Origin of the sequence: Amycolatopsis xylanica (genome assembly GCF_900107045.1) — a bacterium.
GTDB classification, from domain to species: domain Bacteria; phylum Actinomycetota; class Actinomycetes; order Mycobacteriales; family Pseudonocardiaceae; genus Amycolatopsis; species Amycolatopsis xylanica.
In genome coordinates, this window is record NZ_FNON01000003.1 from 387,293 (window position 1) to 412,979 (window position 25,687).

Here is a 25,687-nt window from a genome sequence, read left to right on the forward strand (position 1 = left end):
GCAACCAACCCGGTCACCATGTCTGCCGTCACCACAGCCCGGCGGCCCGGCGTGGTGGCCGCGACCATTACCTCGCGCGCGCCCGAGGCCTAGCTTCGGTGACCATGCGCACGCTGCTGGCCATCGCCGTCCTCGCCGCGACCGTCATCGTCCCCGCCGCACCCGCCCCAGCCGCCTCGTGCGGAACCCCGCGGGTCCCCGGCGCCGAACACCAGGAGTCCGCCCACGTCGCGGACCTGAGCACCGCGGGCGGCCACACCGACCCCGCCGACTGGGCCGGGCTCACCCCGGCGTCCCTGCCCGCGCCCGCCGCGGTGCCCGGCATCCAGATCGACGGCTACTTCCCGGACACCTCGACCGGCAACACCAACCACGGCTGGAACCACGACTCCCAGTTCGTGCTGCGCATGCCGGACCGCTGGAACGGCGGCCTGGTCGTCAGCGGCGCGCCGGGCGTCCGCGAGCAGTACGCCAACGACCGCGCCATCTCCGACTGGGTGCTGGCTAAGGGCTACGCGTTCGCGTCGACCGACAAGGGCAACACCGGCGCCACGTTCTACACCGACGGCCGCCGCCCCGGCGACGCGCTCGCCGAGTGGAACTTCCGCGTCACCCAGCTGACGCTGGCCGCCAAGGCCGCGGTCGCCCACCGGTACTGCGGCCCGGTCCGCCGCACGATCGCGACCGGCCTGTCCAACGGCGGCTACCTCGTGCGCTGGCAGCTCGAGAACCACCCCGAGCTGTTCGACGGCGGCGTCGACTGGGAAGGCACGCTGTGGACGGACCGCACCAATCTGTTGACCTTCCTCCCGCCCGCCTTGCGCGCCTATCCGGACGCCGACGCGATGCACGCCGCCGGATTCCCAGCGGGCTCGGAGTTCCTCTGGGACTATCACCACAAGTACTACTGGGATCTGACCCAGCGCATTTACCGCACCGAATTCGACCCCGCGTACACCGGAGCCGAAGCCGATTACGACTACGCTTCCCGGCCCGCTTCGGTGCACCGCGCGGTGGAGCGGATCTCGCTGACCGGCCGCATCGGCAAGCCGCTCCTGACCCTGCACGGCACGCTGGACGTCCTGCTCCCGATCAGCCTCGACTCCGACGTCTACGCCCGCATGGTCCACGACGCGGGCCGCGACCGGCTCTTCCGCTATTACCGCGTCGAAGGCGGCAACCACGTCGACGGCCTCTTCGAAGCCTTCCCGGATTCGGTGCGGCCCCTGACGCCTTGCCACCGCAGCGCCTTCACCGCCCTCGAATCCTGGCTCGGCGCCCACGTCCCGCCACCCGCCTCCCGCACCATCCCCCGCGAAGGCGACGTCCTCACCACCTGCCACCTCTAGGACCGGGATAAAGCGGGCTTTATCCCGGGTGCCTTTCCCCGGGATAAAGCCCGCTTTATCCCGGTCCTCACCCCTGTCGGCAGATGGCGTTGTCGACCAGGCGCGTCATGGCGGCCCCCTGGGCCTTGATCTCGCCGTCGTTGGACAGCGACGTGATCACGCTGGTCCGGCCGTCCTCGGTGACCGCGCCACCGGTGATGAAGCCGGGCGTGCCCCCGTTGTGGAACCAGGTGACCACACCGCAGTTCGTCACGTGCCGGATCACGCCGAGCCCGTAGGCGTCGGCAGGCCCGAGCGGGACCGTCGTCTTCATTTCGGCCAGCTGCGCGGGCGGGAGCAGCTTGCCGCCGAGCAATGCCCGCCAGAACGCGCCGAGGTCCTTGGTGGTCGACACGATCTCCGCCGCCGCGCCGCCCCAGCCGAGGCTCACCTCGGTGCTGCGGAACGCGCCGGTGCCCGTCAGGGTGTAGCCCTCGGCGTGCGGCCGCGGCAGGAAGGGGAAGTCGCCGGGCAAGGTCGTGTTCCGCAGGCCGAGCGGCACGATGATCCGGTCGCGGACCTCGGCACGCCACGAACGCCCGGTGACCTTCTCGATGATCATGCCGGCGATGATGTAGTTGACGTTCGAGTACTCCCACTTGGCGCCGGGCGCGAAAACCGGCGGATGCGCGACGCTCAGCTCCACCACTTTTTCGGGAGCCATCCGCTTGAACCGGTGCTTACGGAAACCGGCTTCGGTCGCCATTTCGAGTTCCACCGCGTGCGGGTAGTCGTAAATGCCGCTCGTATGCTGCAACAGGTTGCGGACCTTGATCAGATTGCCGTCATAACCGTTCCCTCGCACGAGACCCGGCAACCATTTCTCCACGCTGTCGTCGAGCGAAAGACGCCCCTGCGCGACGAGCTGCAGCAGCACGGTCGCGGCGAAGGTCTTGGTGTCACTGCCGATCCGGAAGTGACCGTCGACGGAAACCGGCACGTTCCGGCCGAGCACCGAAGTACCGCTGCTACCGGCGCTTTCCTTGCCAGGCGAGACCACCCGCGCCTGAACGCCCACGGCACCGGAATCGCGCACGGCGTCCAGGTCACGCTGCAGACCACTGGTCGAAGCCTGAGCCACACCGGTTGTCAAGAACATTGCCGCCACCGCGACGATCAGGGCTTTTCGCATGCGCCAAGACTATGGAATTCGGATCGCGGAGACGATCTACCGGACCCCACTATCCATGGTGGGGCAGGCCCCACCCTATTAGGAAACAGAATTACCCTTGACGCGATGCAATTCCAACGCCAGCTGGACCTCCAGCGCCCGCGCGGGCGATTGCCAATCCTCACCCAGCAACGTGGCGATCCTGTCCAAACGCTGGACGACCGTGTTGACGTGCACGTGGAGCTCATCCTTGGTCCGCGTCAGATTCGAGCCGCACGCGAAGTAAGCCCGAAGCGTCGCCACCAGCTCGGTCCCGCGCCGCGCGTCGTACTCCAGCACCGGCCCCAGAGTCGCCTTCACGTACCCGTCCAGGTCACCCCGATCCCCCAGCAGCAGCCCGACGAAACCGAGATCCGCCATGGTCGCGCCCTCACCGGCACGCCCGAGCGCCACCAGCGCCCGCAGGCACCGCACGGCCTCGTCCCAAGCCGCGGTCAACGCGGCGGGCCCCGAAACCGGCCCCGCCGCCCCGACGGTTCCCAGCGACTTCGCGACCTCGGCGACGTCCACCGCGCCCGGCAGCACCAGCACCCCGAAGCTTCCGGAAACCCCGGCCAGCCCGCCGCGGGCCCTGGCGAGCCGGGTCACCGCGGCCGAAGGACCGTCCACCGCGAGCACGGTGTGCGGCGCGTTCAGGTCGACGCCCCAGCGCCGTCCCCTGGCCAAGAGCCCTGGCGCGTCCCGCCCGGCGAGCAGGTCCGTGATCAGCTCGCCGCGCACCTTGTTCTCAGCCTCCGCGACCGACCGGCCCAGCATCAGCAGCAGCGCCGTCACCACACTCGCCCGCTCGAAGAGCCGCCGGTCCGCGCCGTCCAGCGACGGCCGTCCCGACAAGGCGATGCTCCCCAAAAGCTCAGGTCCCGCCAGCACCGCGCACACCCACACCCCGTCCCGCTGCACGGCCCGCCCGCTCGCCCGGGACGCCGCGACCGCCCGCGCGGGGATCCCGGTGGCGGTCAGCTCGACCCCCTCGGCATCGTGGACCGCGATCTCGCCACCGAGCACCTCGGCGACAGCCGAAGCCACTTCCGGGACGCTCGCGCCGCGCAGCACCAGGTCGGTCAGCCGGTCGTGAGCGTCCTCCGCGCGTTGCATGGCGGCGTTGTGGGCCTGGATGGTCTCGTGCGCACGGCGCGTCTCCTCCAGGAGGTTGGTCGTGTCGATGGCGATGGCCGCGTGGTCGGCCAGCGACGACAGCAGCGCGACCTCCTCGGGCGTGAACTCCCGCGCCGCGCGATCGGCCGCGTATAGCACGCCGATGACCCGGTTCTCCAAGGTCAGCGGCACCCCGACGATGGCGACCAGCCCCTCGTCGCGGACCGCGGCGTCGATCGGGCCGGTGTGCTTGAACCGCTTGTCGGCGAAGTAGTCGGCGGTGGCGTAGTGGCGGGCGCCGGTCGCGACCACCCCGCCGAGCCCCTCGCCCATGCCGAGGCGAAGCCGTTGAAACAGCGGGGAAATCGAGCCGTCGGTGACCCGCATGTACGTGTCACCGGCGACCGGGTCGTTGAGTGAGAGATAAGAGAGATCGGCACCGAGCAGCATGCGCGCCCGGTGCACGATCGACTTGAGCACGGCGTCGGGGTCGCGCTGCCCGGCCAGCTCACTGGCGGTGTCGAACAGCGCGACCAGCTCGGCCTCCCGCCGCCGATGCCTGGCGAGCAGCATCAGCAGTGCGGGCACGACGTCGTTCATGCCCGACATCGTGTCATCGCTTCGCGAGTTCGACCTCTTCACGCTCGTCGACCAGCGAAACCCCGCGGGTCTCCCGCGACGCCAGCACCGCGACGACCGTGATCGCGCAGGCGCCGACCAGGTACAGCGCCACCGGCGTGGTGCTGCCGAACGACTTGAGCAGCGCCGTGGCGATCAGCGGCGCGAGCCCGCCCGCCAATATCGACGCCAGCTGGTAGCCGATGGACGCGCCCGAGTACCGCACGTTGGTGCCGAACAGCTCCGAGAAGAACGCCGCCTGCGGCCCGTACATCGCGCCGTGCAGCACCAGCCCGACCGTGGTCGCGAGAATGATCAGCGGCGAGGATTTCGTTGCCAGCAAAGGGAAGAACGCGAAGCCCCAGGCGCCGACCCCGATCGCGCCGAACAGGTACACCGGGCGGCGGCCCAGCCGGTCGGACAACGCGCCCCACACCGGGATCGTCGCGAAGTGGAACGCCGAGCCGATCAGCACCGCGGTCAGCCCCACCGACTTCGGCAGGTGCAGCGGCCCGGTCAGGTACACCAGGATGAACGCGGTGATCACGTAGTACGAGACGTTCTCCGCCATCCGCGCGCCCATCGCGACCAGCACCTCACGCCAGTGCTCACGCAGCACGGTGACGATCGGCGCCTTCTCCTCGGGCTTGCGGTTCGCTTGCGCGGCAAGGAAAGCGGGCGACTCCGAGATCGCCATCCTGATCCACAGCCCGATCACCACGAGCACGCCGGAGAGCAGGAACGGGATCCGCCAGCCCCACGAGAAGAACTGCTCGTCGGTCTGCACCGCCGCCAGCAGCGCCAGCACGGCCGTCGCCAGCAGGTTCCCGCCCGGCGCGCCGCACTGCGGCCACGACGCCCAGAACCCGCGCCGCTTCGGGTCGCCATGCTCGGACACGATGAGCACCGCGCCACCCCACTCGCCACCGAGCGCGAAGCCCTGGACCAGGCGCAGCAGCGTCAGCAGGATCGGCGCGAGCGCCCCGACGGTGACGTACGTCGGCAGCAGGCCCATCGCGAACGTCGAGCCGCCCATCAGCAGCAAGCTCAGCACCAGCAGCTTCTTGCGCCCGATCTTGTCGCCGAAGTGCCCGAACACGAGCCCGCCGAGCGGCCGCGCCACGAACCCGATGGCGTAGGTGGCGAACGAGAGCAGCGTGCCGGTGAGCGGATCCGCGGTCGGGAAGAACAGCTTGTTGAACACCAGCGCGGCGGCCGAGGTGTAGAGGAAGAAGTCGTACCACTCGATCGTCGTGCCGATCAGGCTGGCACTGACGATCTTGGCGATGGGTTTGCTCATCGGCGACTCCTTTGTCGTTGCGAGCGGGTGGGTCACTGGGCGGTCCAACCCCCGTCGACCGGCAGCGACGCGCCGGTCAAGCTGTTCGCGGCCGGCAGGCAGAGCCACCGCACGAGGGCCGCGACCTCGTCCGGTTCGATGAGCCGCTTGACGGCCATGCGCCGCAGCAGCACCTGGTCGACGACCTCCGCGTCGCTGATGCCGTGCGCGCTGGCCTGCGCCGCGACCTGGCCTTCGACCAGCGGCGTGCGCACGTACCCGGGGCAGACGCAGTTGCTGGTCACCCCGTATTCGGCGCCCTCGAGCGCGGTCACCTTGCTCAGGCCTTCGAGCGCGTGCTTCGCGGTCACGTAGGCGACCTTGTACGGGCTCGCGCGCAGGCCGTGCACACTCGAAATGTTGATCACGCGGCCCCAGCGGCGCGTGTACATCTGCGGCAGGAACCGCCTGATCAGCAGGAACGGCGCGGTCACCATCACGCGCTGCATGAGGTCGAACCGCGCGGGGTCGAACTCGTGGATCGGCGCGACCTCCTGCAGGCCCGCGTTGTTGACCAGCACGTCGACCTGCGCCGGCAGCGTCTCGATGGCGTTGGCGTCCGCGAGGTCGGCCACGTGCTCGGTCCCGCCGATCTCGGCCGCCACCGCGAACGCCGTCTCCGGGTTCCGGTCGACCACGTGCACCTTGGCGCCCGCCTCGGCGAGCGCCCGCGCGCAGGCCGCGCCGATCCCGCTGCCCGCGCCGGTCACCAGCGCCGTCTTCCCGGCCAAGTCCGTCATGCCGCAGAACGTTAAGTCCGCAGGCCCAGCCCGGGTATGTGATCAACACCCACAGTTAACCAAGAACCTATGGTGTCCCCTCACACATCGGGGTCGTGAGTGTTCCGGCCGGTTCTAACCGGTCTGAACACTCACGAGCCCGTGCACGGCGCGTTCGACGTCCACGTAGCGCGTGTACAGGGGTGCGAGTCCGAACCGCAGCACGTTCGGCGGCCGGAAGTCGCCGATGATCCCCCGCCCGGCGAGCGCCTTCAGCTGCGCGGCCGTCCCCGCCACCGACACCTGATGCCCGCGCGCGGGATCGCGCGGCGTGAGCACCGACGCCGACGGCAGCAGCTCGTCCAAACACTCGAAGAAGAAGTCACCCAGCGCGAGCCCCTTGGCCCGAACGTCCTCAATGGACACCAGATCCCAGATGTCCAGCGCGGCGTCCACGGCGGACATCGCGAGAATGTCCGGCGTGCCCGCACGTGCCCGCCCGATCCCGGCACTGCCCGTGTAGTCCGAGGACATCGCGAACGGATCGCGGTGTCCCGCCCACCCGGTCAGCGGATGCTCGAACCGATCGAGCCATTTCCTTGCCACGTAAATGAAAGCAGGCGCGCCAGGCCCGCCGTTGAGGAACTTGTACGTGCACCCCACCGCGAAGTCCACACCGCAGCCGTCGAGCTGGATCGGCAGCACCCCGACGCTATGGCAGAGATCCCACACCGCCAGCGCGCCCACGGCGTGCAGGCCGTCGGTGATCGCGGGCATGTCGTGCAGCCGCCCGGTCACGTAGTCGACGTGGTTGACCACCGCCGCCGCGGTCCGTTCCGAGGCCGCCGCGGGCATGTCCACCGGATCGACCCGCCGCACCGTGTGCCCGGTGAACCCGGCCAGCCCGTCCGCGATGTACCCGTCCGACGGGAACGTCCTGGCGTCCACCAGGATCTCGTCGCGCCCCGGCTGAAGCCGGACGGCGGCCGCCAAAGCCTTGAAGAGGTTGACCGAGGTCGAATCGCACACCACCGTCTGCCCGGCGGCCGCCCCGATCAGCGGGCCGATCCGGTCACCGATCCGCTCCGGCGCGTCCCACCAGCCGTCGTCCCAGGCCTGGATCAGCCTACCCGCCCACTGCTTGCGGATGACGTCGTCCAGCCTGTCGGCGACCCGCCGTGGCGGCGCGCCCAGCGAGTTACCGTCCAGATAGGACACTGCGGGGTCGAGATCGAACTCGGCACGGATACCGGCCAGCGGGTCACGGGCATCAAGATCGGCGGCGCTCATAACCCCGCATGTTCGTCGTCCCACTCGGGCATCGTCAACGTGCCGGTCGCCCAGTCACGCCGCAGTATCGCGTAACCCACCCCGTCGTACAGGATCCCGTCGCAGCCCGGCCAGGCCTCGCGGTAGTGCGCTTCCTTGGTGTACCCGCACAGCCGGAACACCCGCCGCATCGCGTGGTTGTCCTGCCGCGTCGTGCCCTCAATGCGCGAGATGGCGGGCAAAGCCGTGAAAAGGTACTTCGTCAGCCACCGCACCGCGTGCCGCCCGACGCCGAGGCCACGGTAGGCCCGAGCGACGCGCAGGTCGAACAACGGGGTGCCGTCGTCGATGTCGAACAGGCGGATCAGCCCGGCGCGCTTGCCTTCGATCATGATCCAGAAGGTGCGGACCGAGTCGCTGTCGTAGTGCCCTTCGGCGACGTGACGGCGGACCAGCTCACGCTCGGGTGACCCGGTGCTGTGGAACGGCCATTCCTCGCCGGAGAGGAACTCGGCGAGCAGCTCTGTTTCGGCCCTCACGAAGTGGCGGTACTCGGTAAGCACGATTCATGCTAATGCTGAGCACAACCCCCGGAAGTCGGAGCACAAGATCACCCCGATGGTCGGCTGCTGACCGGCTTAAGTCCTGGTAAGTGGGTCTTTCGCAGCCATACCGACTGGCCGGGATTCTCTATCGTCGGGGAGGGAAACCACTTAAGGTGGCCGAATCCAGGCAGGATCCTCAGGAGGCCAGCGTTGACCACCGCCGCAGAAAAGACCGAAGGCCAGACCATCCCCAAGCTGTTGCAGCGCAACGCGACCCAGTTCGGTGACCTCCCGGCCGTCACCTCGCTCGACGCCGAGGGCCAGCCGACGCTCACCTGGTCCGAGTTCCGTAACCGGATCGCAGTGCTTTCGCGTGGTCTCGCGTCACTCGGGCTCAGGGCCCGCGACCGGATGCTCATCATGGCGCCGGGCAGTCCCGACCACATGGCGGTCGACCTCGCCGCCGCGCACCTGGCCGCGATCCCGTGCACCGCATACAGCACGCTCAGCCCGGAGCAGATCAGCTACGTCGCCAGGCACAGCGCCGCGCCGGTCGTGGTGATCGGCGGCGCCAACGAGCTCGACCGCTGGTCCAAGGTGCTCGAGGAACTGCCCGCGCTGCGCCACGTCGTCGTCATGGACGCCGACGCCGTGCCCGCCGACGACGATCGCTTCCTCAGCCTGGACACGCTGATCGAGCGCGGCACCGAGGCGCACGAGTCCGACCCGTACGAGTTCGAGGAGTCGTGGGCCGGCATCAAGCCGGACGACCCGCTGTCGATGATCTACACCTCGGGCACCACCGGCGACCCCAAGGGCGTGGTGCTCTCCCACCACAACGTGATCCACCAGGCGTACGCCGTGTGGGAGCTGCACGACGCGCCCATGCACACCACCAGCATCGGGTACCTGCCGCTGGCGCACATCGCCGAGCGCGAACTGTCGATCTACCTGCCGATCGTGTTCGCCGGCCACGTGCACACCCTCGCCAACCCGACCGAGATCGTCGGCGCGCTCGGCAAGGTGCACCCGCAGGGCTTCTTCGGCGTGCCCCGCGTCTGGGAAAAAATGGTCGCCGGCCTCAAGAACATGCTCGGCATGGCCCCCGAGGACCGCCGCGAGGCGCTGCTCGCCGCCAACAAGCTGTTGCAGGAAGGCTACAAACTCCGCAGCGAGGGCAAGGAGCTCCCCGCCGAGCTGGCTCAGCGGATCGCGCAGACCGACGCCGCCGCGCTCGCGCCCATCCGCGCGCTGCTCGGCCTCGACAAGATACTGGTCGCGTCCAGCGGCGCCGCCGCGCTGCCGGTCGAGGTGCTGTACTTCATCGCCGGGCTCGGCATCGAGATCTGCGAGGTGTGGGGCCTGTCCGAGACGACGGGCGCCGCCACCTCGAACACCGCGACCGCGTTCAAGGCGGGCAGCGTCGGGAAGCCGATCTCCGGGGTCGAGGTGAAGGTCGCCGACGACGGCGAGCTGCTCGTCCGCGGCCCGATCGTGTTCCTCGGCTACCTGCAGGAGGACGGCACGATCAAGCCGGACACCGACGCCGACGGCTGGCTCGCCACCGGCGACATCGGCGTGATCGACGACGACGGGTTCGTCTTCATCACCGACCGCAAGAAGGAACTGATCATCACCTCGAGCGGCAAGAACATCGCGCCGACCAAGATCGAGGGCATGCTCAAGGAGCACGCGCTGATCGGGCAGGCGGTCGCGATCGGCGACGACCGGCCGTACGTCACCGCGCTGCTGGTGCTCGACGACGAGATCGCGCCGGGCTGGGCCGCGGCCAACGGGGTCGAGGTGGCCGAGGGCGCGGCACTGGCCGAGCATCCGCGCATCGTGGAAGAACTCGACAAGGCCGTCGAGTCGGCCAACAGCAGGCTCGCCCGCATCGAGCAGATCAAGCGCTACGAGGTGATCCCGAAGTCCTGGACGCCCGAGTCCGGCGAGCTGACCCCGACGCTCAAGCTCAAGCGCCGCGTGATCAACGAGCGCTACGCCCCGAACATCGACGCGCTCTACAGCGCGGCCAAGCCCGAGTAGCACCGGGATGAAGCGGGCTTGATCCCCCTCGAATCAAGCCCGCTTCATCGCCCTTCAGGCGCTGCGCGTGGTGTCTGTCCACTTGCGCAGCAGCGGCGGGACGCGCTTTTCGAGGCCGTAGTTCTCGAGGTGCGCGTTGAAGACCTCGTCGAACGCTCGCTGCACGGTCTCGGTGTCCCAGGACTCGCGCTCCAGGATCGGCGCCTTCAGGAACGGCTGGCCCATCACGTGCAGCTGCGGGCCGTTGCAGCGGATCATCTGGCCGGTGATCCCCTCGGAGCCCGGCCCGAGCAGGAACGACACGAGCGGCGCGATCCGCGCCGGTGTCCGGTCTGGCGGGCAGGCGCGCAGCGAGCGCTCCGACTTCCACACCATCCGGGTGTGCGCGAGCGGGCAGACCGCGTTGACGCGGATACCGGCGTCCTCCAGGTCCAGCGCCCACGAGTAGGTCAGCGACGCCACCGCGCCCTTGCTCGCGGCGTAGACCCCCAGCTTGCGCTGCCCGAGCGAGGCGCCGGACGAGATGTTGACGATCGAGCCGCCACCGCCCGCCATCATCGCCTTGACCGCGGCCATCCCGGTGTACATCACCCCGAGCACGTTGACCTCGATCAGCTCACGAGCCTGGGCGGCGTCGTCCTCCCACGGCAGCGCCTCGTAGTTGAGCCCGGCGTTGTTGACCAGCCCGTCGATCGCGCCGAACTCCTTGACGCAGAGCTCGACGATCTCCTGGGCCTGCGCCGGGTCGGCCACGCTGTGCCCGCTGGCGACCGCGACCCCGCCCGCCTCCCGGATGGTCGCCGCCGCCGCGTCCGCCAGCTCCCCGTCGATGTCGTTGACGAGCACCGACCCACCCGCACGGGCGATGTGCGTGGCGAACGCTTCGCCGAGCCCGCGACCACCGCCGGTGACCACCACCGCCTTGCCGTCCAGCAGTTTGCCCATGTCCACTCCCCACCTAGCACCGCGCTGTGCTTCCAGTGTTCGGTGCTGGGAAGGCCACCGAACCCTCGTTGACGACGAACGGTGGCCTGACTGCGCCAAGCGAGTACCGCTTGATCAGTCGGGTGATACCTCCGGACAGATCAGTGGACACGATCCGTCATCGATCACCCGGCGTAGCGGCGTGCATCGATTAGTCCATTCCAGTGGAGGTCGACTGTTCGCCTGCGCGTAGTCAGCGGCATACTGAACGTTGACTGGGGGTCGTTTGCGGCGACCGCGCTACCAGGTTTCAGCCCGCAACCGACAGAATGCAGCGCGCGACACGTTCACTCGATCGGGGGGAAGTGGTTCAACGGTGAAGGCGAATGCCAAAGGGCGATTAAGTGCACCGCTGAAGAACGTCGAGTACCGCGCGCTCTGGTTCGCCGAAGCACTGTCCTCCGCAGGAGACCAGCTCGCCAAGGTCGCGCTCGCGATCCTGGTCTTCTCCCGCACCGGCTCCGCGCTCTGGGCGGCCGCGGTCTACGCGCTCACGTTCCTCCCCGCACTCGCCGGTGGCCTTGGCCTCTCCCACCTCGCGGACCGCTACCCCCGGCGGACCGTGCTGGCGGTCGCCTCGGCCATCCAGTGCGTGCTCGTCGGCCTGATGGCGCTCCCAGGGATGCCGATCGGCGCGCTGTGCGCGCTGCTCGTCGGTGTCCAGCTGGCCGGGTCACCGGCCAACGCGGCGCAGAACGCCGTCACCCGTGAGGTCTTCACCGACGACGAGCTCTATCTGCGCAGCCAGGATTTCCGCGGCATCACCAACAACACCGTCATGCTGCTCGGTCTCGCGGGCGGCGGGCTACTCGTCTCGCTGGTCGGGACGTCGTGGGCATTGGCCATCGACTCCGTCACCTTCGCCGTCGCCGGCCTGGTGGTCTGGCTATGGGTGGAGCACCGGCCGGCGGCCGGTGGCCGGCACACGACCTGGTTCGGCGCCACGAAATGGGTCTTCGCCCAGCCCCGGCTGCGCGTGCTGCTGGCGCTGTCCTGGCTGGTGGGGTTGGCCGTGGTGCCGGAGGGACTCGCCGCGCCGCTGGCGCACCAGCTGGGCGAACATCCGTCGGCCGTCGGCTGGCTGCTCGCCGCCGATCCGCTCGGCTTCGTCGTCGGGGCCTTCCTGCTGTCCCATTACGCGTCCGCGCAGACCCGGCTGCGGATGCTGGGGGTGCTCGCCGCGAGCTCGCTCGCACTGCTCGCCGTCTTCTTCGTCAAGCCCAATCTGGGCCTCGCGCTGGCACTGCTCGCGCTGGCCGGCGCGACCGGCGCCTACATCATCACCGTCACGGCCACCTTTTCGACCTGGGTGCCGAACGAGCTCCGAGGCAGCGCCGGAGGGCTCTACCGGACCGGACTCCGGGTGGTACAGGGACTGGGTGTCGCCCTGGGTGGCGCTGTCGCCCAGCTGATCGGCTCCGCCGCCAACGCGATAGCGCTGGCCGGTCTCGTCGGCATGATCGTCGCGATCCCGACCGCACTGTCCTGGGCGAAGGTCCGCCGCTCGGTCGTCGCCGAGTCCGAAGGCTGACACATGGACCACCACTTCGCCGCTCACGCTTCACGGTCACGCATTGATGCCACCTCCCGTGTAGTGCACACCTCGACTGCTTCGGTCAATCCATCTCGCGCTACTCACGCCTCACGATCCGACACGTCCGTTCACCTCCCAGTGACCGAAAACCGGCTTCCCGTCCACCAAAGTCTTCAAAGCTCACGCCTCGCGGTCCATCATCGAAACTCACCTCCCGACGGCAAAACGGCAGCGACAACGACCCATACCTATCAGGCTTCACGATCGGACACGAAACTCACCTCCTCGCGATGGGGGGTCACGAGTGGACATCTGATCAATTCTGTTCTCCCGCTGGGGGCGGCCGGCGAGAACTTGTTGGATGGGATGATACCGATGATTAATAACAGGACCACAGCGGGAACCGACACACAACCGCTGGCTTGTCAGTCGGGAGGAGGTGGGCCATGATCGGAAGTTCGCACGGCGAACAGCGGGGTACGTTCGGCGCAGCACCGTCACAGGGTGCGCCCGGCCCGGCCACCTCGGTGAATGTCCCACCAGGTTCGGCGGCTTCACCGACCGCCCGCCCGCACGGACGCCGCCACCGCATCGTCGAACAACTGCGCGGACTGAGCTGGAAAACAATCCGGAAATGGGATCTGTGGACCAAGCCGCGACCCATGATCGCATTTCTTCTGAGCTGGGAAATAATTGTCACGGGATTTCTCGCCTGGGGCACCGCCACCGCCCGTCCGATCACCGGAATAGATTGGCTTCGCGTTTCCGCATTGGCCGCCTGCGCGACTCTGCACATTCAGCTGACGCGGCGCCAGGAAGAGCGAAGGCGAAATAGGACGACGGCCGTCCACATCGATCTCGGCGGTATCTGGATACTCCCGGCGGCTTTGCTGCTGCCCATTCAGCTGACCCTGCTGCTCATTCTCATCATCCGCGTGCAGCGCTGGTTCAACTCACGGCGCCCGCCGCACAAGTTCGTCTTCACCACTTTCACGCACGCCGCCGCGGCATTGCTGGCCCAGGTCGTCTTCCGCTGGCTTTTCGACGACAACCTGGGCCGACTGGACCAGTCCAGTTCGTGGACCGCCTTCGGACTACTCCTACTGGCGGGTTTCGCTTACGCCGCCCTGCAAGCCGTCATGATCGGCGCGCTGCTGGCGGTCGACGGCACGACCGCGCCGACGCTGCGGAACATCCTTGGTAGCAAAGCCGACAATCTGCTCGACGCCTCCACCATTGGCCTGGGAACCATAACAACGGTATTGATCGTCAACATTCCGCCCGCGATCGTCATCCTCGTCCTGATCAGTGTCGTCGGTAACCGGCTCGCCGAGATCAATCAGCTGCAGTCGGAAGCACGCACGGACGCCAAAACCGGCGTATTCAACGTCCGGGGCTGGTCCGAATCGGCGGAACGCGCACTCACCCGAGCGGCCAAATCGGAAGCGAAGCTCGCGGTGCTCATGATCGATCTAGACCACTTCAAGTGGATCAACGACACTTACGGTCACCCGGCCGGTGACGATGTTCTACGGAACGTGGCACAAACACTGGGCGAAGTCACTAGGCCGAGTGATGTCGTAGGCCGGTTCGGTGGTGAGGAATTCCTTGTTCTGCTGCCTGATATCGCCGAAGAAGCGGCCAAGGCCGCCGCCGACCGCGTACTCACCGCAATCGCCGGGCTACGGGTGGTCACCACCGACAACCACGGCGGCAAGGCGACCATCACCGGCCGGACCACCTCGATCGGGGTAGCGCTCTTTCCGAAGGACGGCTCCACACTCGACGAACTCCTGCAGTCGGCCGACGGCGCCGTCTACCGCGCGAAGGAGGGCGGCCGCAATCGCGTCGAGTACGCGGAAAAAGGCCGCACCGCCCCCGTCACGCCGAAGCATCACCACTGATCCGGTCCAGCAGCGCGGTCACGTCGTCCACTTCCGGCAAGCTCAGTTTGCCGAACAGCTCGAGTGCCGACTTCCAGGCTTCCGCGGCGCCTTCCCGTTCACCGGCGGCTTCGCGGACGAGCCCGAGCACCACCAGCGCCCGCGCCTGATCCCGGTACTGGCCGCGGTTGCGCGCGAAGACCAGCGCCTCGCCCGCCCGCGCCCGCGCCTGCCCGAGCTCGCCGAGCGCCACTCGCGCGTGTGCCAGCTCGATCAGCACCTTCGCTTCCAGCAGATATGAACCCGAATGGCGCACCAGCTCCAGCACCCGTTCACCATCCCGAACGGCCGAATCCGCCCTTCCGGACTCACGGTCCACAACGGACAGTCCGATCAAGACGGACATCTCGCCGAACGAGTACCCGATCTCCTTGGCCAGCGCCAAGGCCTTCCGGTAGTAGCGGGCCGCGGCCTCGTGGTGCCCGGTGCGCAGGTAGACGGTCGCGACGACGTGCAGCCCGCCGACCTCGTCCCGCCGCTCGCCGGACGCGCGCGCCTGCGCGATCGCCATCCTCGCCCGCACCTCGGCTTCGGCGTACCGGCCGGCCTCGCAGTGCGCCTCGGCGAGGCAGACGAGCGCGGGCGCCTCGCCGTTCCGGTTTCCGATCAAGCGAACGATACGCAGGCATTCGGAAAACGAGTCGATGGCCTCGTCCAGCTCACCGCGCGCCCAATGGGTGAGCCCGAGGTTGTGCATCGAGCGCGCTTCGAGATCGGGGTCGCCGAGCTCACGGCTCAGTTCGAGCGCGGCGGTGGAGCACTCGACGGCCTTGGCGATCTGGCCGAGCGCGAGCGCGGCGACCCCGACGTGGTTGAGCGCGCTGGCCTCACCGTGGAGGTTGCCCGCCTTCCGGTTGATCTCCAGCGCTTCTTCGTAGTGCGACGACTCGTCGGCGTGATGCCCGGTCCGCGCGTACACCCGGCCGAGGTTGTGCAGCGCGGCCGCCTCGGCGAGCCGGTCGCCGACCCGCCTCGCCAGCGCGAGCGCGCTGGTGTGGCACTCGATCGCGGCCGGATGGTCGCCGAGTCCGTACCGGATCAGCCCGAGGATGCCGCGCATCGAGCACTCGGCGGCGAGATCGTCCTCCTGCCGCGCGGCGCGAAGGCCTTCCTGGCAGGCGGCGATGCCTTCCACGTTGTAGCCGCGCGTGCACAGGTATCCGCGCAACGCGTCGGTGATGCGCCAGGCGTAGGAGGGCAGGCCGTACTCGACCGCCTGCGCGACGGCCGCGAGCAGGTTCGCCCGCTCGGCGTCGAGCCAGCCGAGCGCGTCGGCCTCGTTCGCGGGCGGCGGCTCTTTTCCTTGCGGCACCGGCAGGCGCGGCACATGGGGATAGAGCAGCCGTGTCGCGCCGTCGGCGCGATGCAGATAGAACGCGAAGAGCCGTTCGGCCGCGGCGGGCGGCTCGTCACCGGACGGCAGCGAGATCGCGTACTCCCGCAGCAGGTCGTGGAGCTGGAACCGGCCCGGCACCGGCTCGTGCACCAGCCCGGCCGCGCCGAGCGCGGTGAGCAGGTCCCGCGTCCTTCCCGCGCCGTCGCCGCCGAGCGCGGCCGCGGCCTCGGCCGTGAAGTCCGGGCCCGGCACGAAACCGAGCAGCCGGAACAGCCGCCGCGCCGCCGGATCCAGCCGCCGGTAGGAACGGTCGAACGCCTCGTGCGCGGCCGAGCGGACATCGCCGCCGCCGGGGAACACCCGCTCGGCGAGATACCCGGCGACGGTCCCGTGCGGCGCCGACGCGATGCTCGCGCCCGCGACCCGCAGCGCCAGCGGCAGATACGCCGAAACCCTGGCCAGCTCGGCGACCTCGGCGGGCTCGGCGTCGCCGACCAGCTTGGTGAGCAGCAGCCGCGCGTCCTCGGGCGCGAGCACGTCGAGCGGCAGCCGATGCGTGCCTTCGGCCGCGCTCAACCCGGCCAGCGCGTCGCGGCTGGTGATGATCGTCAGGCACCCGGCGGCGCCGCACAGCAGCGGCCGCGTCTGTGCGGCGTCGACGGCGTTGTCCAGCACCACCAGCACCCGGCGGTCGGCCACCGTGGTGCGGAACAGCGCGGCGGCCTCGTCCTCACCTGCCGGGATCCGGCCCGGCGAGACGCCGAGCGCGCGCAGGAACCGGCTCAACGCCTCGATCGGCCGCATCGGCTGGCCGGACGTGTGCCCGCGCAGGTCGACGTGGAGCTGGCCGTCGGGGAACCGGGTCCGCAGCCGATGCGCCCAGTGCACGGCTAGCGCCGTCTTGCCGACGCCGGCGGCGCCGGTGATGGCCACGATCGAGGCTCCCGAGGCGGTGAGCGCGCGCACCTGCTCGCCGCGCCCGACGAACCCGGCGACCTCGGCGGGCAGCTGCGCCGGACGGCTCTCGTGCTGGACCGGCTCGCCCTCGACCACCTTGCCGTGCGCGAGCCGGATTTCCTTGCCTGGCTGGATTCCCAGCTCCTCGCCGAGCCTTCGGCGGATGTCGGCGAACACCCGCAGCGCGGCGGCCTGCTGCCCGGCGGCGGCCAGCGCGAGCATCAGCCTGCCGTGCAGGCTTTCGTGCAGTGGTTCGTGATGCGCGACCAGGCGCAGCCGGTCGATGGCGTCCTCGGCGCCGTCGACGGCGAGCGCCGTGTCGGCGTAGGCGAGCGTGGCCGTGACCCGGCGCCCGGCCAGCGCGACCGCCACCGGATGCTGCCGCACGTTCGGCGGCAGATCGGCGAGCACCGGCCCGCGCCACAGGTCGAGCGCCTGCTCGAACAGCTCCTTGCGCGCCTCGCCGTGCGGCGCGCGGCGCGCCTGCGCGACGAGCTCGTCGAACCGGGTCAGGTCGAGCTCGCCGGGGTCGGCTGTGAGCCGATATCCCCCGCTCACCAGCGAGATCACCGCGCCGGACTCCCGCGCGCGGCTCGGCTCGACCAGCTTGCGCAGCCCGGAAACGTAGGTGTGGACCAGATTCAGGCAGCTGGCGGGCGGCCTGTCCCCCCACAGCACGTCGATGATCTCCTCGCGGGAGACGACCTCGTTCGGCTGCAGTGCCAGCACCGCGAACAGGCTTCGCTGCTTGAGCGGACCGAGCGCGACCGGCTCGTCGCCTCTCGCGGCTTCGAGCGGCCCGAGCACGCCGATCCGGAGCGCGCCGCCGGATCCCGTCCACGGTGACTCGCCCCGGCTTTCCAGCGCGGCGGCGAGGCGCCGGATGGAATCCTGTCTCGGCCGCTCGACCTGTCCCTGCTCGATGTGCCGGATCGTGCGCAGGCTGACGCCCGCCTGTTCCGCCAGCTTGCGCTGGGTCAGCCCAGCCCTCAGCCTGGACGCGCGCAGCGCCTGGCCGAAGGCGATCGGGTTGTGCTCCACGGTGGCTCCCCCGCCCCGTATTCACCGCGCCGCCCTCTCAACACGGTGATGAACAGCCATCATGCCGGACGGCACCGACAAGATCTGCCGCTTTTGCCGGTTCAGGCCGGGCCCATCACCCGTTCGGCCCACCCGTTCGCGAGGGTCAAGACCATTAGGGGAACCGGGAGAACGAGCAGCCAAGCGTGGTGGACGGCCGCCCACTCCGGTTCTTCCGGCAGTGGCCAGACACGGCCCTCGTAGAAGAGCGTGCTCGCGGCCAGCGCGAGCAGGACGGCGGCGCCGACGGCGCCCGACACCCGGTCGGCGCGCCGCACCGCGACCACGGCGGTGCACGCGAGTCCCGCGCTCACACAAACCGCCGCCTCCAGCGCGTAGCCGCCGAAACCGGTGACGGTGCCAGGAGCCGCCCGCACGGCGAACACCCCGAACACCGCGCACCACGCGGCGGCGGCCGCCGCGAACGCGAGCAGTGTCCGCAGCCATTGGCGCACCCAGCGCGGCACCGGCGTGACGACCGAAAGCGGGTCCACCACGGCGAAACCGGCCGCCGTTCCCGGCAGCAACGCACCCAGCCGGACCGTCGCGGCCAGGCTGACCGGCTCGCCACCGGCCGCGAACGCCAGCCCTAGTACCGCCGGAACCGCGACGGCGAACGGTGTCCAGTCGATGGCCCGGCCGATCGGCTTGACCAAGCAGCCGCTCACGCGCGCCAAAGTCGTCACCGGCATGGCGTGCCTCGCGGGGCTTCGATCGGCTCGGCTTGGCGCAAACCCAGTAGCGGCAAGGCTTTCCCGAGCGTGGTCGACGGATCGACGAGCACTTCCCAGTTCGCCCAGATCCGCTGTTTCGCCTCGGGATCCGCGAGCAGAAGAGACGCGTAGCGGAGTTCGGTCTCGCCGTAGTCGATCGCACCCATGTCGGAGTCAGGCCTCGCGCGAACCCTTTGTGGTGCAACGGCTTTCTCCACCTGACCGGTCAGCCAGAGCGCGACGACCGTGCGCGAACGATCCCGCGCGTCGCATCCGTCCATCGACTCCAGCAGGCCGACCCGTGACTGGAACCCGGTCAGCACGCCCGCCATCTGCGCGGCGAGCGAGCGCCGTGATTCGACCTCGCCGCCGTTGCGGCCCCACGTGACCGGCGGCATGATCGCCGACGGCGCGCCCAGCCTGCCGATGGTGACGCGCTGCACGATCTCGGGCGCCCGTGCCCGCACCGAGGGCGGCGCCGCCGCGACAACGGGCTCGATCGCCTGCTGCCACAACGGAATCCACGCCGCGTACGACGGGAACGAGCAGTAGCGGATCCCGTTGTGCGCCAGGCAATGGTCGGCCCCCTCGGTCACCAGCCCGCGCGGTGCCGTGCGATCCGCGGTCGCCGACGGCGAAGCGGCCTCCGGCGAATGCAGCGTCAGCGCGCCGCCCAGCACGGCCAGCGCGGTCCCCGCGGCGACCACGAAACCCGGCCTCGGGCCGTGCCGCAGCAGCGCGGCCGCCGCGATCGCGAGGAACAGCCCCGCGACGTAGAGCAGATGCCACAGCGGCGGCCTGGCCGCGTCGATCACGATCTTGAGGTCCGGCACCACCGGCAGCAGCCAGGAACCGGGGAACTGGAACATCGCCCAGGTCAGCACGAGCGCGGCGAGCGGCGCCGCGATGAGCACCGGGACCCATCTGGCCAGCGCGACCCCGGCGGCGGTGAACAGCGCGACCATGGCGACGCCGGTGAGCAGCTCGGTCACGTCGAAGCGCCCGACCGGCACACTGCCCACCGTCAGCGACACGAAGTGCAGCCCGATGACCACCACGGCGACGAGCATCGACACCCCGGTCGCGGCGACGAGGACGGCCAGCGTGCGTGCCTTCGGCCTGCTCGGCAGGGGCGCGAGCAGTTCGGCGAACGCGCCGCGGCTGTCGCGCAAAGTCGCCAGGTTCGCGGCCAGCATCGCGCCGGCGCCCAGGATGAGGAGCGCGGTCGCGGTGTCCACGGTGGCGAGTGACCAGTTCGGCATGAGCCGCCAGCTCGCCACCGTGCGCGCGGCCAGCGTCACCGCCGCGAGCACCAGCAGGATCGGGTTCCGCAGCTGGCGCCGGGCTTCGAAGAGCACCAGCGCCCCGAAGGTCCGGCTCATGCGAGCAGCCTCAGATAGCCGTGCTCGACGGTCGGGCCGAGCCCGCCGGTGTCGCCGTCGAAGACGATTTTCCCGGCGCTGAACACGAGCACGCGCCCGCAGACCGCGGCGATGTCCTCGGTCTGATGCGTCGACAGCAGCACCACCTTGGACTCGCCGAGTGCACTCACCAGCTCACGGAACCTCATACGCTGCACGGGATCCAGCCCGACGGTCGGCTCGTCGAGTATCAGGAAATCCGGATCCCCGACGAGTGCGGCCGCGATACCGAGCCGCTGCCGCATGCCCCCGGAAAGCTTTTTGACCTTGGTCGACGCGTGCTCGGTCAAATCCACTTCGGCGAGCACCCGGCCGACTTCTTCCTCACGTTGACGGCGTCCGGTGATCTCTTTCAAGATCGCGATGTAGCCGACCATGCGCGCCACCGTGAAATGTCCGTACAACCCTGGATCCTGCGGCAAGTAACCGAGTCTGCGGCGCAGCTCCGTCCGTTGTGAACGGTCGCTCGCGTCAAGCCCGAACGCGGTGATATGACCGTGATCCGGCCTGAGCGCAGTGGCCAGGCATCGCAGCAAAGTCGTCTTTCCGGCGCCGTTCGGACCAAGCAGTCCGGTGACGCCTTTGCCCACTTCGAAATCGAGCTTGTCGAGCACTTGTTTTCGCCCGAAGCTTTTACTCAGCCCTTTAGCGGACACCGTGAAAACCATAGAGTTCTCCCCACTGAAAAATGCGGATTATTGTTATTCTTCGCGTAATGCGTCGCTGTGCGCGCTCGCGCGTACTAGCGGAATCGCCGAAACGGTCACGACCATGACCATCACCACGGCCAAAGCGCTGACGACGATCGTGAATGGCCAATCAAAGGACACCCGCGCATCGGCCATGCGCACCACGGCGGCGGCGAGTCCGGCGCCCGCGAGATCCGCCACCACAACCCCGAAACCGATCGGGATCAGGTTCTGCCAGAGCAGCGAACGCCCGATCACGCCCCACGGCACCCCGCTCGCCGCCAGCGCGGCCACCGCGCGCCTGCGCTCGCTCAGCTGCTGCACGACCAGCACGAGCAGGCTCGCACCCGCCACCAGCAGCGTGAAAACCGACATCAAAGAGACACCTTCGCCGACCAGCGGCACCGGCGGCGCGGACCGCAGCACCGTCCGCGCGCCGACCGCGGCCGCCAGCAGCACCGCCACCCCGCCCGCGACCCGGCTCGGCGTGCCACTGTCCGCCTGCAGCCGCCGCACCGCCAGCTGCCACGACGGCCGCCCGCCACGCAGCCCGCCGACCGCGCGTTCCACCAGCCACGGCAGCAGCACGGGGATCGACACCAAAACCGAAACCAGCCCAGCGGCAGCCGTCAGATCGGCGGTCTCACCGGTGCTCGCCACCCCGATCACCAGCAGCACGACACCCAGCACGATCGGCACCACCCGCCAGCGCACCCGCCGCACGGCCGTCTCACCCCGCCGCACCACCCCGAGCGGCTCGACCGCGGTGTCCCGCGTCCCGGCCAGCGCCGCACCGGCGGCCAGCACCGGCGCGACCGCCGCCACCACGACCAACGCGGGCCACGCCACCGCGCCGAACCCCCGGACCGCGAAGAACACCCCCATCCCGAGCACGAGCCCGGCCACCGCCCCGGTCAGCGACTCGGCGATCGCCACTCGCCGCACCTGCCGCGCACTCGCCCCGAGCAGCCGCAGCGTCGCGAGCCGCCGATCACGCTCCGGCCCGCCGAGCCTCGCGACACTGGCGACGAACACGAGCAGCGGCGCCAGCAGGAACCCGGCGACCGCCACCACCGCGACCAGCCTGCCGGGATGCGGCCCCAGCTCGCCCGCGGCGAACAGCAGCACCGCCACACACAACCCGACATCCCCGGCCACCAGCACGAACCGCGCGAGCGCGTGCCGCCCGACCGCCAGCCGGACCCCGATGGCCAGATCGGTCCTCATGTCACCCGCTCCGCTGCCATGATCGGACTATACACCGAGTGTCTACACCTAGTGCATACCCCCGCGGCCGGGTCCCTTCCTCCGATCGCACCCGCCCGCATGACGTGACAAGGGGCCCCCTTGGAACGCTCAAGGTGACACGGGCCGCCCTCGTCACGCTGCATTTCACGGGTCAGGCGGACACTTGGAATCCCTTGGACAAACTTGCTTCCTTCATCTCAAACCAGCCATCGGCGAACCTGACGATTCCGCCGGAAAGCACGCTAGCGAGACCTCAGTGAAGTTCCCCTGGAGTCGAACCCACCCCTCGTCCACACCCGCATACACCCACCAAAGTCCCTTGACCTGCACATACCCCACCCACGCACCACCGCCCGCGAGATCACCCCGCCCCAAGCGGCAAGTCGAGGGGAAATCTCCCACCCCGACGTCGTGAGTGTTCCGACCGGTTCTAACCGGCCTAAACACTCACGACCCCCGCACCGCTCACCCTCGAGCCCGGGATAAAGCGGGCTTTATCCCGCCCCACCCAACGGGCAACACGGGACCTCGGACCGGTCAACACGCCCCACCTGAACGTGCGACACGAGGTGCCGGACTGGTCGACACGCCCGACCTGAGCGTGCGACACGAGATGCCCGACTGGTCGACACGAGGTACCCGAGCGGCCAACACGCCACACCGCGTGTCCCACATCCGGGCACCGCGTGTCCCACGCTCCGGCACCGCGTGTCGACCACTTGGGCAGCGCGTGTCCCACATTCGGGCGCCTGGGCCAGAGGGGGGGTCGTGAGTGTTCCGACCGGTTCTAACCGGCCTAAACACTCACGACCCCCCTCGGTCAGTGCTGGAACCGCACGCCCGACCAGTACACGGCGGTGAGGCTCCTGACCTCGAACGCGTCCGGCGAGTTCCGGATCACCGCGAAGTCGCTGCGGTAGGCACGGCCGTCCGCGTTCACGCCTTCGACGTGCAGCACCCGGGTGTCCTCGCCGTCGCGCTCGCCCGCGTGCCACGTTTCGCCGACGATGCGCGGCTTCTCCGGCCCCGGTGCCCGGTGGGCGTCACGGGCGCTGGAGGCCAGGCCCTCGCAGTTCGTGACGGTGGCCGCGACGGATCGGCACAAGCCGTCGACGTCACCGGCCTGCCCGAGGCGCACGGCACGGTCGAACAAGGCCTCCGCCTCGCTCCGCGTGATCGGGGTGTGCGGCCGGGCCTTTCCCCGCTGAGCCCCCGTGACCACGAAGACCGCGACGCAAACACCCAGCAGCGCCAGCAGTGTTCCCAGCGACCATGACCAGTCGCGTGCCCGTTCCCCCATGAACCGAGCGTAACCCTGTGGCAAACCACAGTCACGGGCTGCGGAGTGCCACAGGAGACCCGGGGGTAATCCCCATGTCGGCCGCGAACCCGGGCTGGGACCCTTGTGGGGTGACTGATCCGGCCGAACACTCGCGCTTACGGCGCCCGCTGTCCACGTCGGGCTGGTTGCTGCTGGTCGTACTGGTCGTCTTCGGGTTCGGTTTCGTCGCCTCCCGCGCGCCGTCGCCCGCGGACACCGGCCCGCCACCACCTGATGTCGCGGCCGCGCGGGCCGCGATCGACGCGCTCGTGCATCCGGGGCCGCACCCGGACGCGCTGGCCAAGCTGCCCGCGGACTTCACCGCGTACACCGGGATCCGCCCCGGTGCGCTCGCCGCGCGCGACGGCACCGTGCGGGCGGTGCACGTCGACGGCGGCTGCTCGACGCCGTGGGGCGACGACAACACCAAATGGGACTACGCGGCGGCGTGCAAGGCGCACGACCTCGGCTATGACCTGCTGCGGTACTCCGCGAGCAAGGGCCACCCGCTGGCGCCGGACGCCCGCGAGGCGCTCGACGACCGGCTCTCCGCCGACATGCACGCGATGTGCCGTATCAACCCGATGAACTCGCCGGGCACCTGCCAGGTGGTCGCCTCCCTCTACTCGGCGGGCCTGGTGGTCAACTCGTGGCACCAGCGCTGGGGCCCGCCGGTCGGTGACCCGATCGGGCCGATGCTCGCCGGGGTCGCGGTGATCGGCTGCCTGCTCGTGCTGCGGCTGCGCGGCTGGCTCCACACGCGCCGCACCGGGCCCGCGCCGCTGCCTCCGCCCGAGGGCGGCGTGGACCGCTGGTCCGTGCTCGCGGTCGCGAGTATCGGCCTGATCGTGGTGGGCGAATCCGGCGTGGCACTCGCGCGGTGGGCAGGCTCCGGGAACGGGTGGCTCTGGCCGGTCACCTGGCTCGCCCAGCTCGCGCCGCTGTTCTTCTTCGCGGGCGGGCATTCCAACGCGGCGGGCTGGCGCAAGGCGAGCGGCTATCGCGAGTACCTCGCCCATCGCGCGAGCTGGCTGCTGCGGCCCGCGCTGATCTTCGTCGTGGTCACGCTGGTGCTGCCGCTCGCCATGGAACTGCTGAGCATTCCGCGCGGCACGACGTCGACGGTGCTGCGCATCGCACTGCATCCACTGTGGCTGCTCGGGGTCTACCTGCTGACCGTGATCGCGACCCCGTTCCTGCTGAAGGTGAACCAGCGCGCGGCCACGCTTTCCTTGCTGGGCTTGGTGATCTTCGGCGAGCTGGCGGCGGGCTGGCTCGGCTCGCCGCTGCCCCGGTACGCGGCCGCATTGGGCCTCGCGCTGCTCGCCCAGCAGCTCGCCTTCGCCAAGACCAGGCCGTCGCGGCCGGTGCTCGGGCTCGCCGTGGCCGCCGGGCTCGGCGGGCTGATCACCGCGAGCGTGGTGAGCGGCGGACCGCTGACGCTGCTCGGCAGTCCCGGCTCACCGCCCGCGCTCGCCGCGCCCGCGTGGGCCGTGCTGCTGCTCGGGCTCGCCCAGTTCGGCTTGCTCGGCCTGTTCGCCAGGCCGCTCGCCCGGCTCGGGCGGCGGCCGGGGATCGTGCGCGCCACGCGGCTCGCGCTGCGCGCGCCGATGAGCCTCTACCTGGTGTTCCTCGCCGCGATGCTGCTGCTGGTCGCGATCGTCTACCTGCCGGGCCGGATGGAGTGGCTGGTCAAGCCGCGCACGCTGTTCGCGCTGCTGCTGGTCGCCGGGCCCGCCGCGCTGGTGTTCTGGTGGTTCGAGCAGCACGGCCGCCGCGCGCGGGCTCCGCGCCCGACCGATCCGCCGGGCAGGCTCACCGCGCTGCTCGCCAGGTCCGCGGTCGCGGTCGGGCTGGTCTACGCCACGCTCGGCGTCTTCGGGTTCGCGCTCAGCGTGTCGGCCCAGGCCAGCCTGCTCGGATTGCGGCTCGATCCGATCCAGAGCCTCATCCACCTGCTGCTCGGGGTGTTCCTGCTGCACACGGTCCGGATCGGCACCAGCGCGGCGGCCACCACCTGGCTGATCTGCGGCCTGGCCTGCGCGCCGTCGCTGCTGGCCGCGGCCGACGGCGACGTCCACGACCCGGTCGGGCCGCTGCTGCACGGGGCCACGGCGGCCTTCGCCGTGCTGGCGATGTTCTGGGGTGTGCTGAACAGGGCAAAATACGCAACACGACCGTGATGATCGAGAAAGTGGGTGTTGCGGAACACACCTTGAGGGGGATGTGTCAACCTACGACAACCCACGCACTGCACCATGCGTCCACCAA

18 protein-coding genes are annotated in these 25,687 nt (G+C 69.8%); 5 read left to right on the top strand and 13 right to left on the bottom strand.

The window, feature by feature from the left end:
- Window positions 1-104 precede the first annotated feature (104 nt).
- A complete protein-coding gene (locus BLV57_RS15445) occupies window positions 105-1,349 on the top strand; it encodes an alpha/beta hydrolase family protein (protein WP_091290389.1) in 1,245 nt (414 codons plus the stop codon).
- Between the two features lie 67 nt (window positions 1,350-1,416).
- On the opposite strand, the gene BLV57_RS15450 is transcribed toward BLV57_RS15445, so the two are convergent.
- From BLV57_RS15450 to BLV57_RS15475, 6 genes are all read right to left on the bottom strand, one after another.
- Window positions 1,417-2,520: a serine hydrolase domain-containing protein gene (locus BLV57_RS15450; RefSeq protein ID WP_245757335.1), complete on the bottom strand. Its 1,104-nt coding sequence runs from the start codon at window positions 2,518-2,520 to the stop codon at window positions 1,417-1,419.
- A gap of 78 nt (window positions 2,521-2,598) precedes the next feature.
- Window positions 2,599-4,254, bottom strand: coding sequence for a helix-turn-helix domain-containing protein (locus BLV57_RS15455; protein WP_425425999.1), 1,656 nt, complete (start codon window positions 4,252-4,254; stop codon window positions 2,599-2,601).
- A gap of 13 nt (window positions 4,255-4,267) precedes the next feature.
- On the bottom strand, window positions 4,268-5,572 hold the full coding sequence (locus BLV57_RS15460) for an MFS transporter (protein ID WP_091289434.1): 1,305 nt from the start codon (window positions 5,570-5,572) through the stop codon (window positions 4,268-4,270).
- Between the two features lie 32 nt (window positions 5,573-5,604).
- Window positions 5,605-6,351 (bottom strand): 3-hydroxybutyrate dehydrogenase, encoded by a 747-nt coding sequence (locus BLV57_RS15465; RefSeq protein WP_091289435.1) that lies wholly within the window; start codon window positions 6,349-6,351, stop codon window positions 5,605-5,607.
- Between the two features lie 114 nt (window positions 6,352-6,465).
- Entirely contained in the window at window positions 6,466-7,620 is a 1,155-nt protein-coding gene (gene kynU / locus BLV57_RS15470; protein WP_091289436.1) for a kynureninase, read from the bottom strand.
- Entirely contained in the window at window positions 7,617-8,138 is a 522-nt protein-coding gene (locus tag BLV57_RS15475) for a GNAT family N-acetyltransferase (protein ID WP_218134820.1), read from the bottom strand. The genes kynU and BLV57_RS15475 overlap by 4 nt, the downstream gene beginning before the upstream one ends.
- Window positions 8,139-8,354: 216 nt before the next feature.
- Between BLV57_RS15475 and BLV57_RS15480 the strand changes: the two genes are divergently transcribed.
- Window positions 8,355-10,190: an AMP-dependent synthetase/ligase gene (locus BLV57_RS15480; protein ID WP_091289438.1), complete on the top strand. Its 1,836-nt coding sequence runs from the start codon at window positions 8,355-8,357 to the stop codon at window positions 10,188-10,190.
- A gap of 54 nt (window positions 10,191-10,244) precedes the next feature.
- Here the strand turns inward: BLV57_RS15480 and BLV57_RS15485 are convergent, their stop codons facing one another.
- A complete protein-coding gene (locus BLV57_RS15485) occupies window positions 10,245-11,135 on the bottom strand; it encodes an SDR family NAD(P)-dependent oxidoreductase (RefSeq protein ID WP_091289439.1) in 891 nt (296 codons plus the stop codon).
- Window positions 11,136-11,490: 355 nt separating this feature from the next.
- Here BLV57_RS15485 and BLV57_RS15490 point away from each other — a divergent pair, with 355 nt between their 5' ends.
- Both BLV57_RS15490 and BLV57_RS15495 read left to right on the top strand, forming a co-directional pair.
- Window positions 11,491-12,705, top strand: a complete 1,215-nt coding sequence (locus BLV57_RS15490; protein ID WP_091289440.1) for an MFS transporter — start codon at window positions 11,491-11,493, stop codon at window positions 12,703-12,705.
- A 449-nt stretch (window positions 12,706-13,154) separates the two neighbouring features.
- Complete coding sequence (locus tag BLV57_RS15495) at window positions 13,155-14,612, top strand: GGDEF domain-containing protein (protein WP_245757336.1); 1,458 nt, start codon at window positions 13,155-13,157, stop codon at window positions 14,610-14,612.
- On the opposite strand, the gene BLV57_RS15500 is transcribed toward BLV57_RS15495, so the two are convergent.
- The 6 genes from BLV57_RS15500 to BLV57_RS15525 all read right to left on the bottom strand — a co-directional run bounded on the left by BLV57_RS15500 (window position 14,590) and on the right by BLV57_RS15525 (window position 23,395).
- Window positions 14,590-17,985, bottom strand: coding sequence for a tetratricopeptide repeat protein (locus BLV57_RS15500; RefSeq protein WP_091289442.1), 3,396 nt, complete (start codon window positions 17,983-17,985; stop codon window positions 14,590-14,592). The two genes, BLV57_RS15495 and BLV57_RS15500, sit on opposite strands and share 23 nt — an antisense overlap.
- 101 nt (window positions 17,986-18,086) lie before the next feature.
- Window positions 18,087-18,692: a hypothetical protein gene (locus BLV57_RS15505; protein WP_143047065.1), complete on the bottom strand. Its 606-nt coding sequence runs from the start codon at window positions 18,690-18,692 to the stop codon at window positions 18,087-18,089.
- A 14-nt stretch (window positions 18,693-18,706) separates the two neighbouring features.
- A complete protein-coding gene (locus BLV57_RS15510) occupies window positions 18,707-20,119 on the bottom strand; it encodes a hypothetical protein (protein WP_091289444.1) in 1,413 nt (470 codons plus the stop codon).
- Complete coding sequence (locus BLV57_RS15515) at window positions 20,116-20,826, bottom strand: ABC transporter ATP-binding protein (RefSeq protein WP_091289445.1); 711 nt, start codon at window positions 20,824-20,826, stop codon at window positions 20,116-20,118. Before BLV57_RS15515 ends, BLV57_RS15510 begins: the two co-directional genes overlap by 4 nt.
- A 33-nt stretch (window positions 20,827-20,859) precedes the next feature.
- A complete protein-coding gene (locus tag BLV57_RS15520; protein WP_091289446.1) occupies window positions 20,860-22,074 on the bottom strand; it encodes an FtsX-like permease family protein in 1,215 nt (404 codons plus the stop codon).
- Window positions 22,075-22,915: 841 nt separating this feature from the next.
- Window positions 22,916-23,395: a hypothetical protein gene (locus BLV57_RS15525; RefSeq protein ID WP_091289447.1), complete on the bottom strand. Its 480-nt coding sequence runs from the start codon at window positions 23,393-23,395 to the stop codon at window positions 22,916-22,918.
- Window positions 23,396-23,469: 74 nt separating this feature from the next.
- Between BLV57_RS15525 and BLV57_RS15530 the strand changes: the two genes are divergently transcribed.
- Window positions 23,470-25,599: a phospholipase A2 gene (locus BLV57_RS15530; RefSeq protein WP_091289448.1), complete on the top strand. Its 2,130-nt coding sequence runs from the start codon at window positions 23,470-23,472 to the stop codon at window positions 25,597-25,599.
- Window positions 25,600-25,687: the final 88 nt, after the last annotated feature.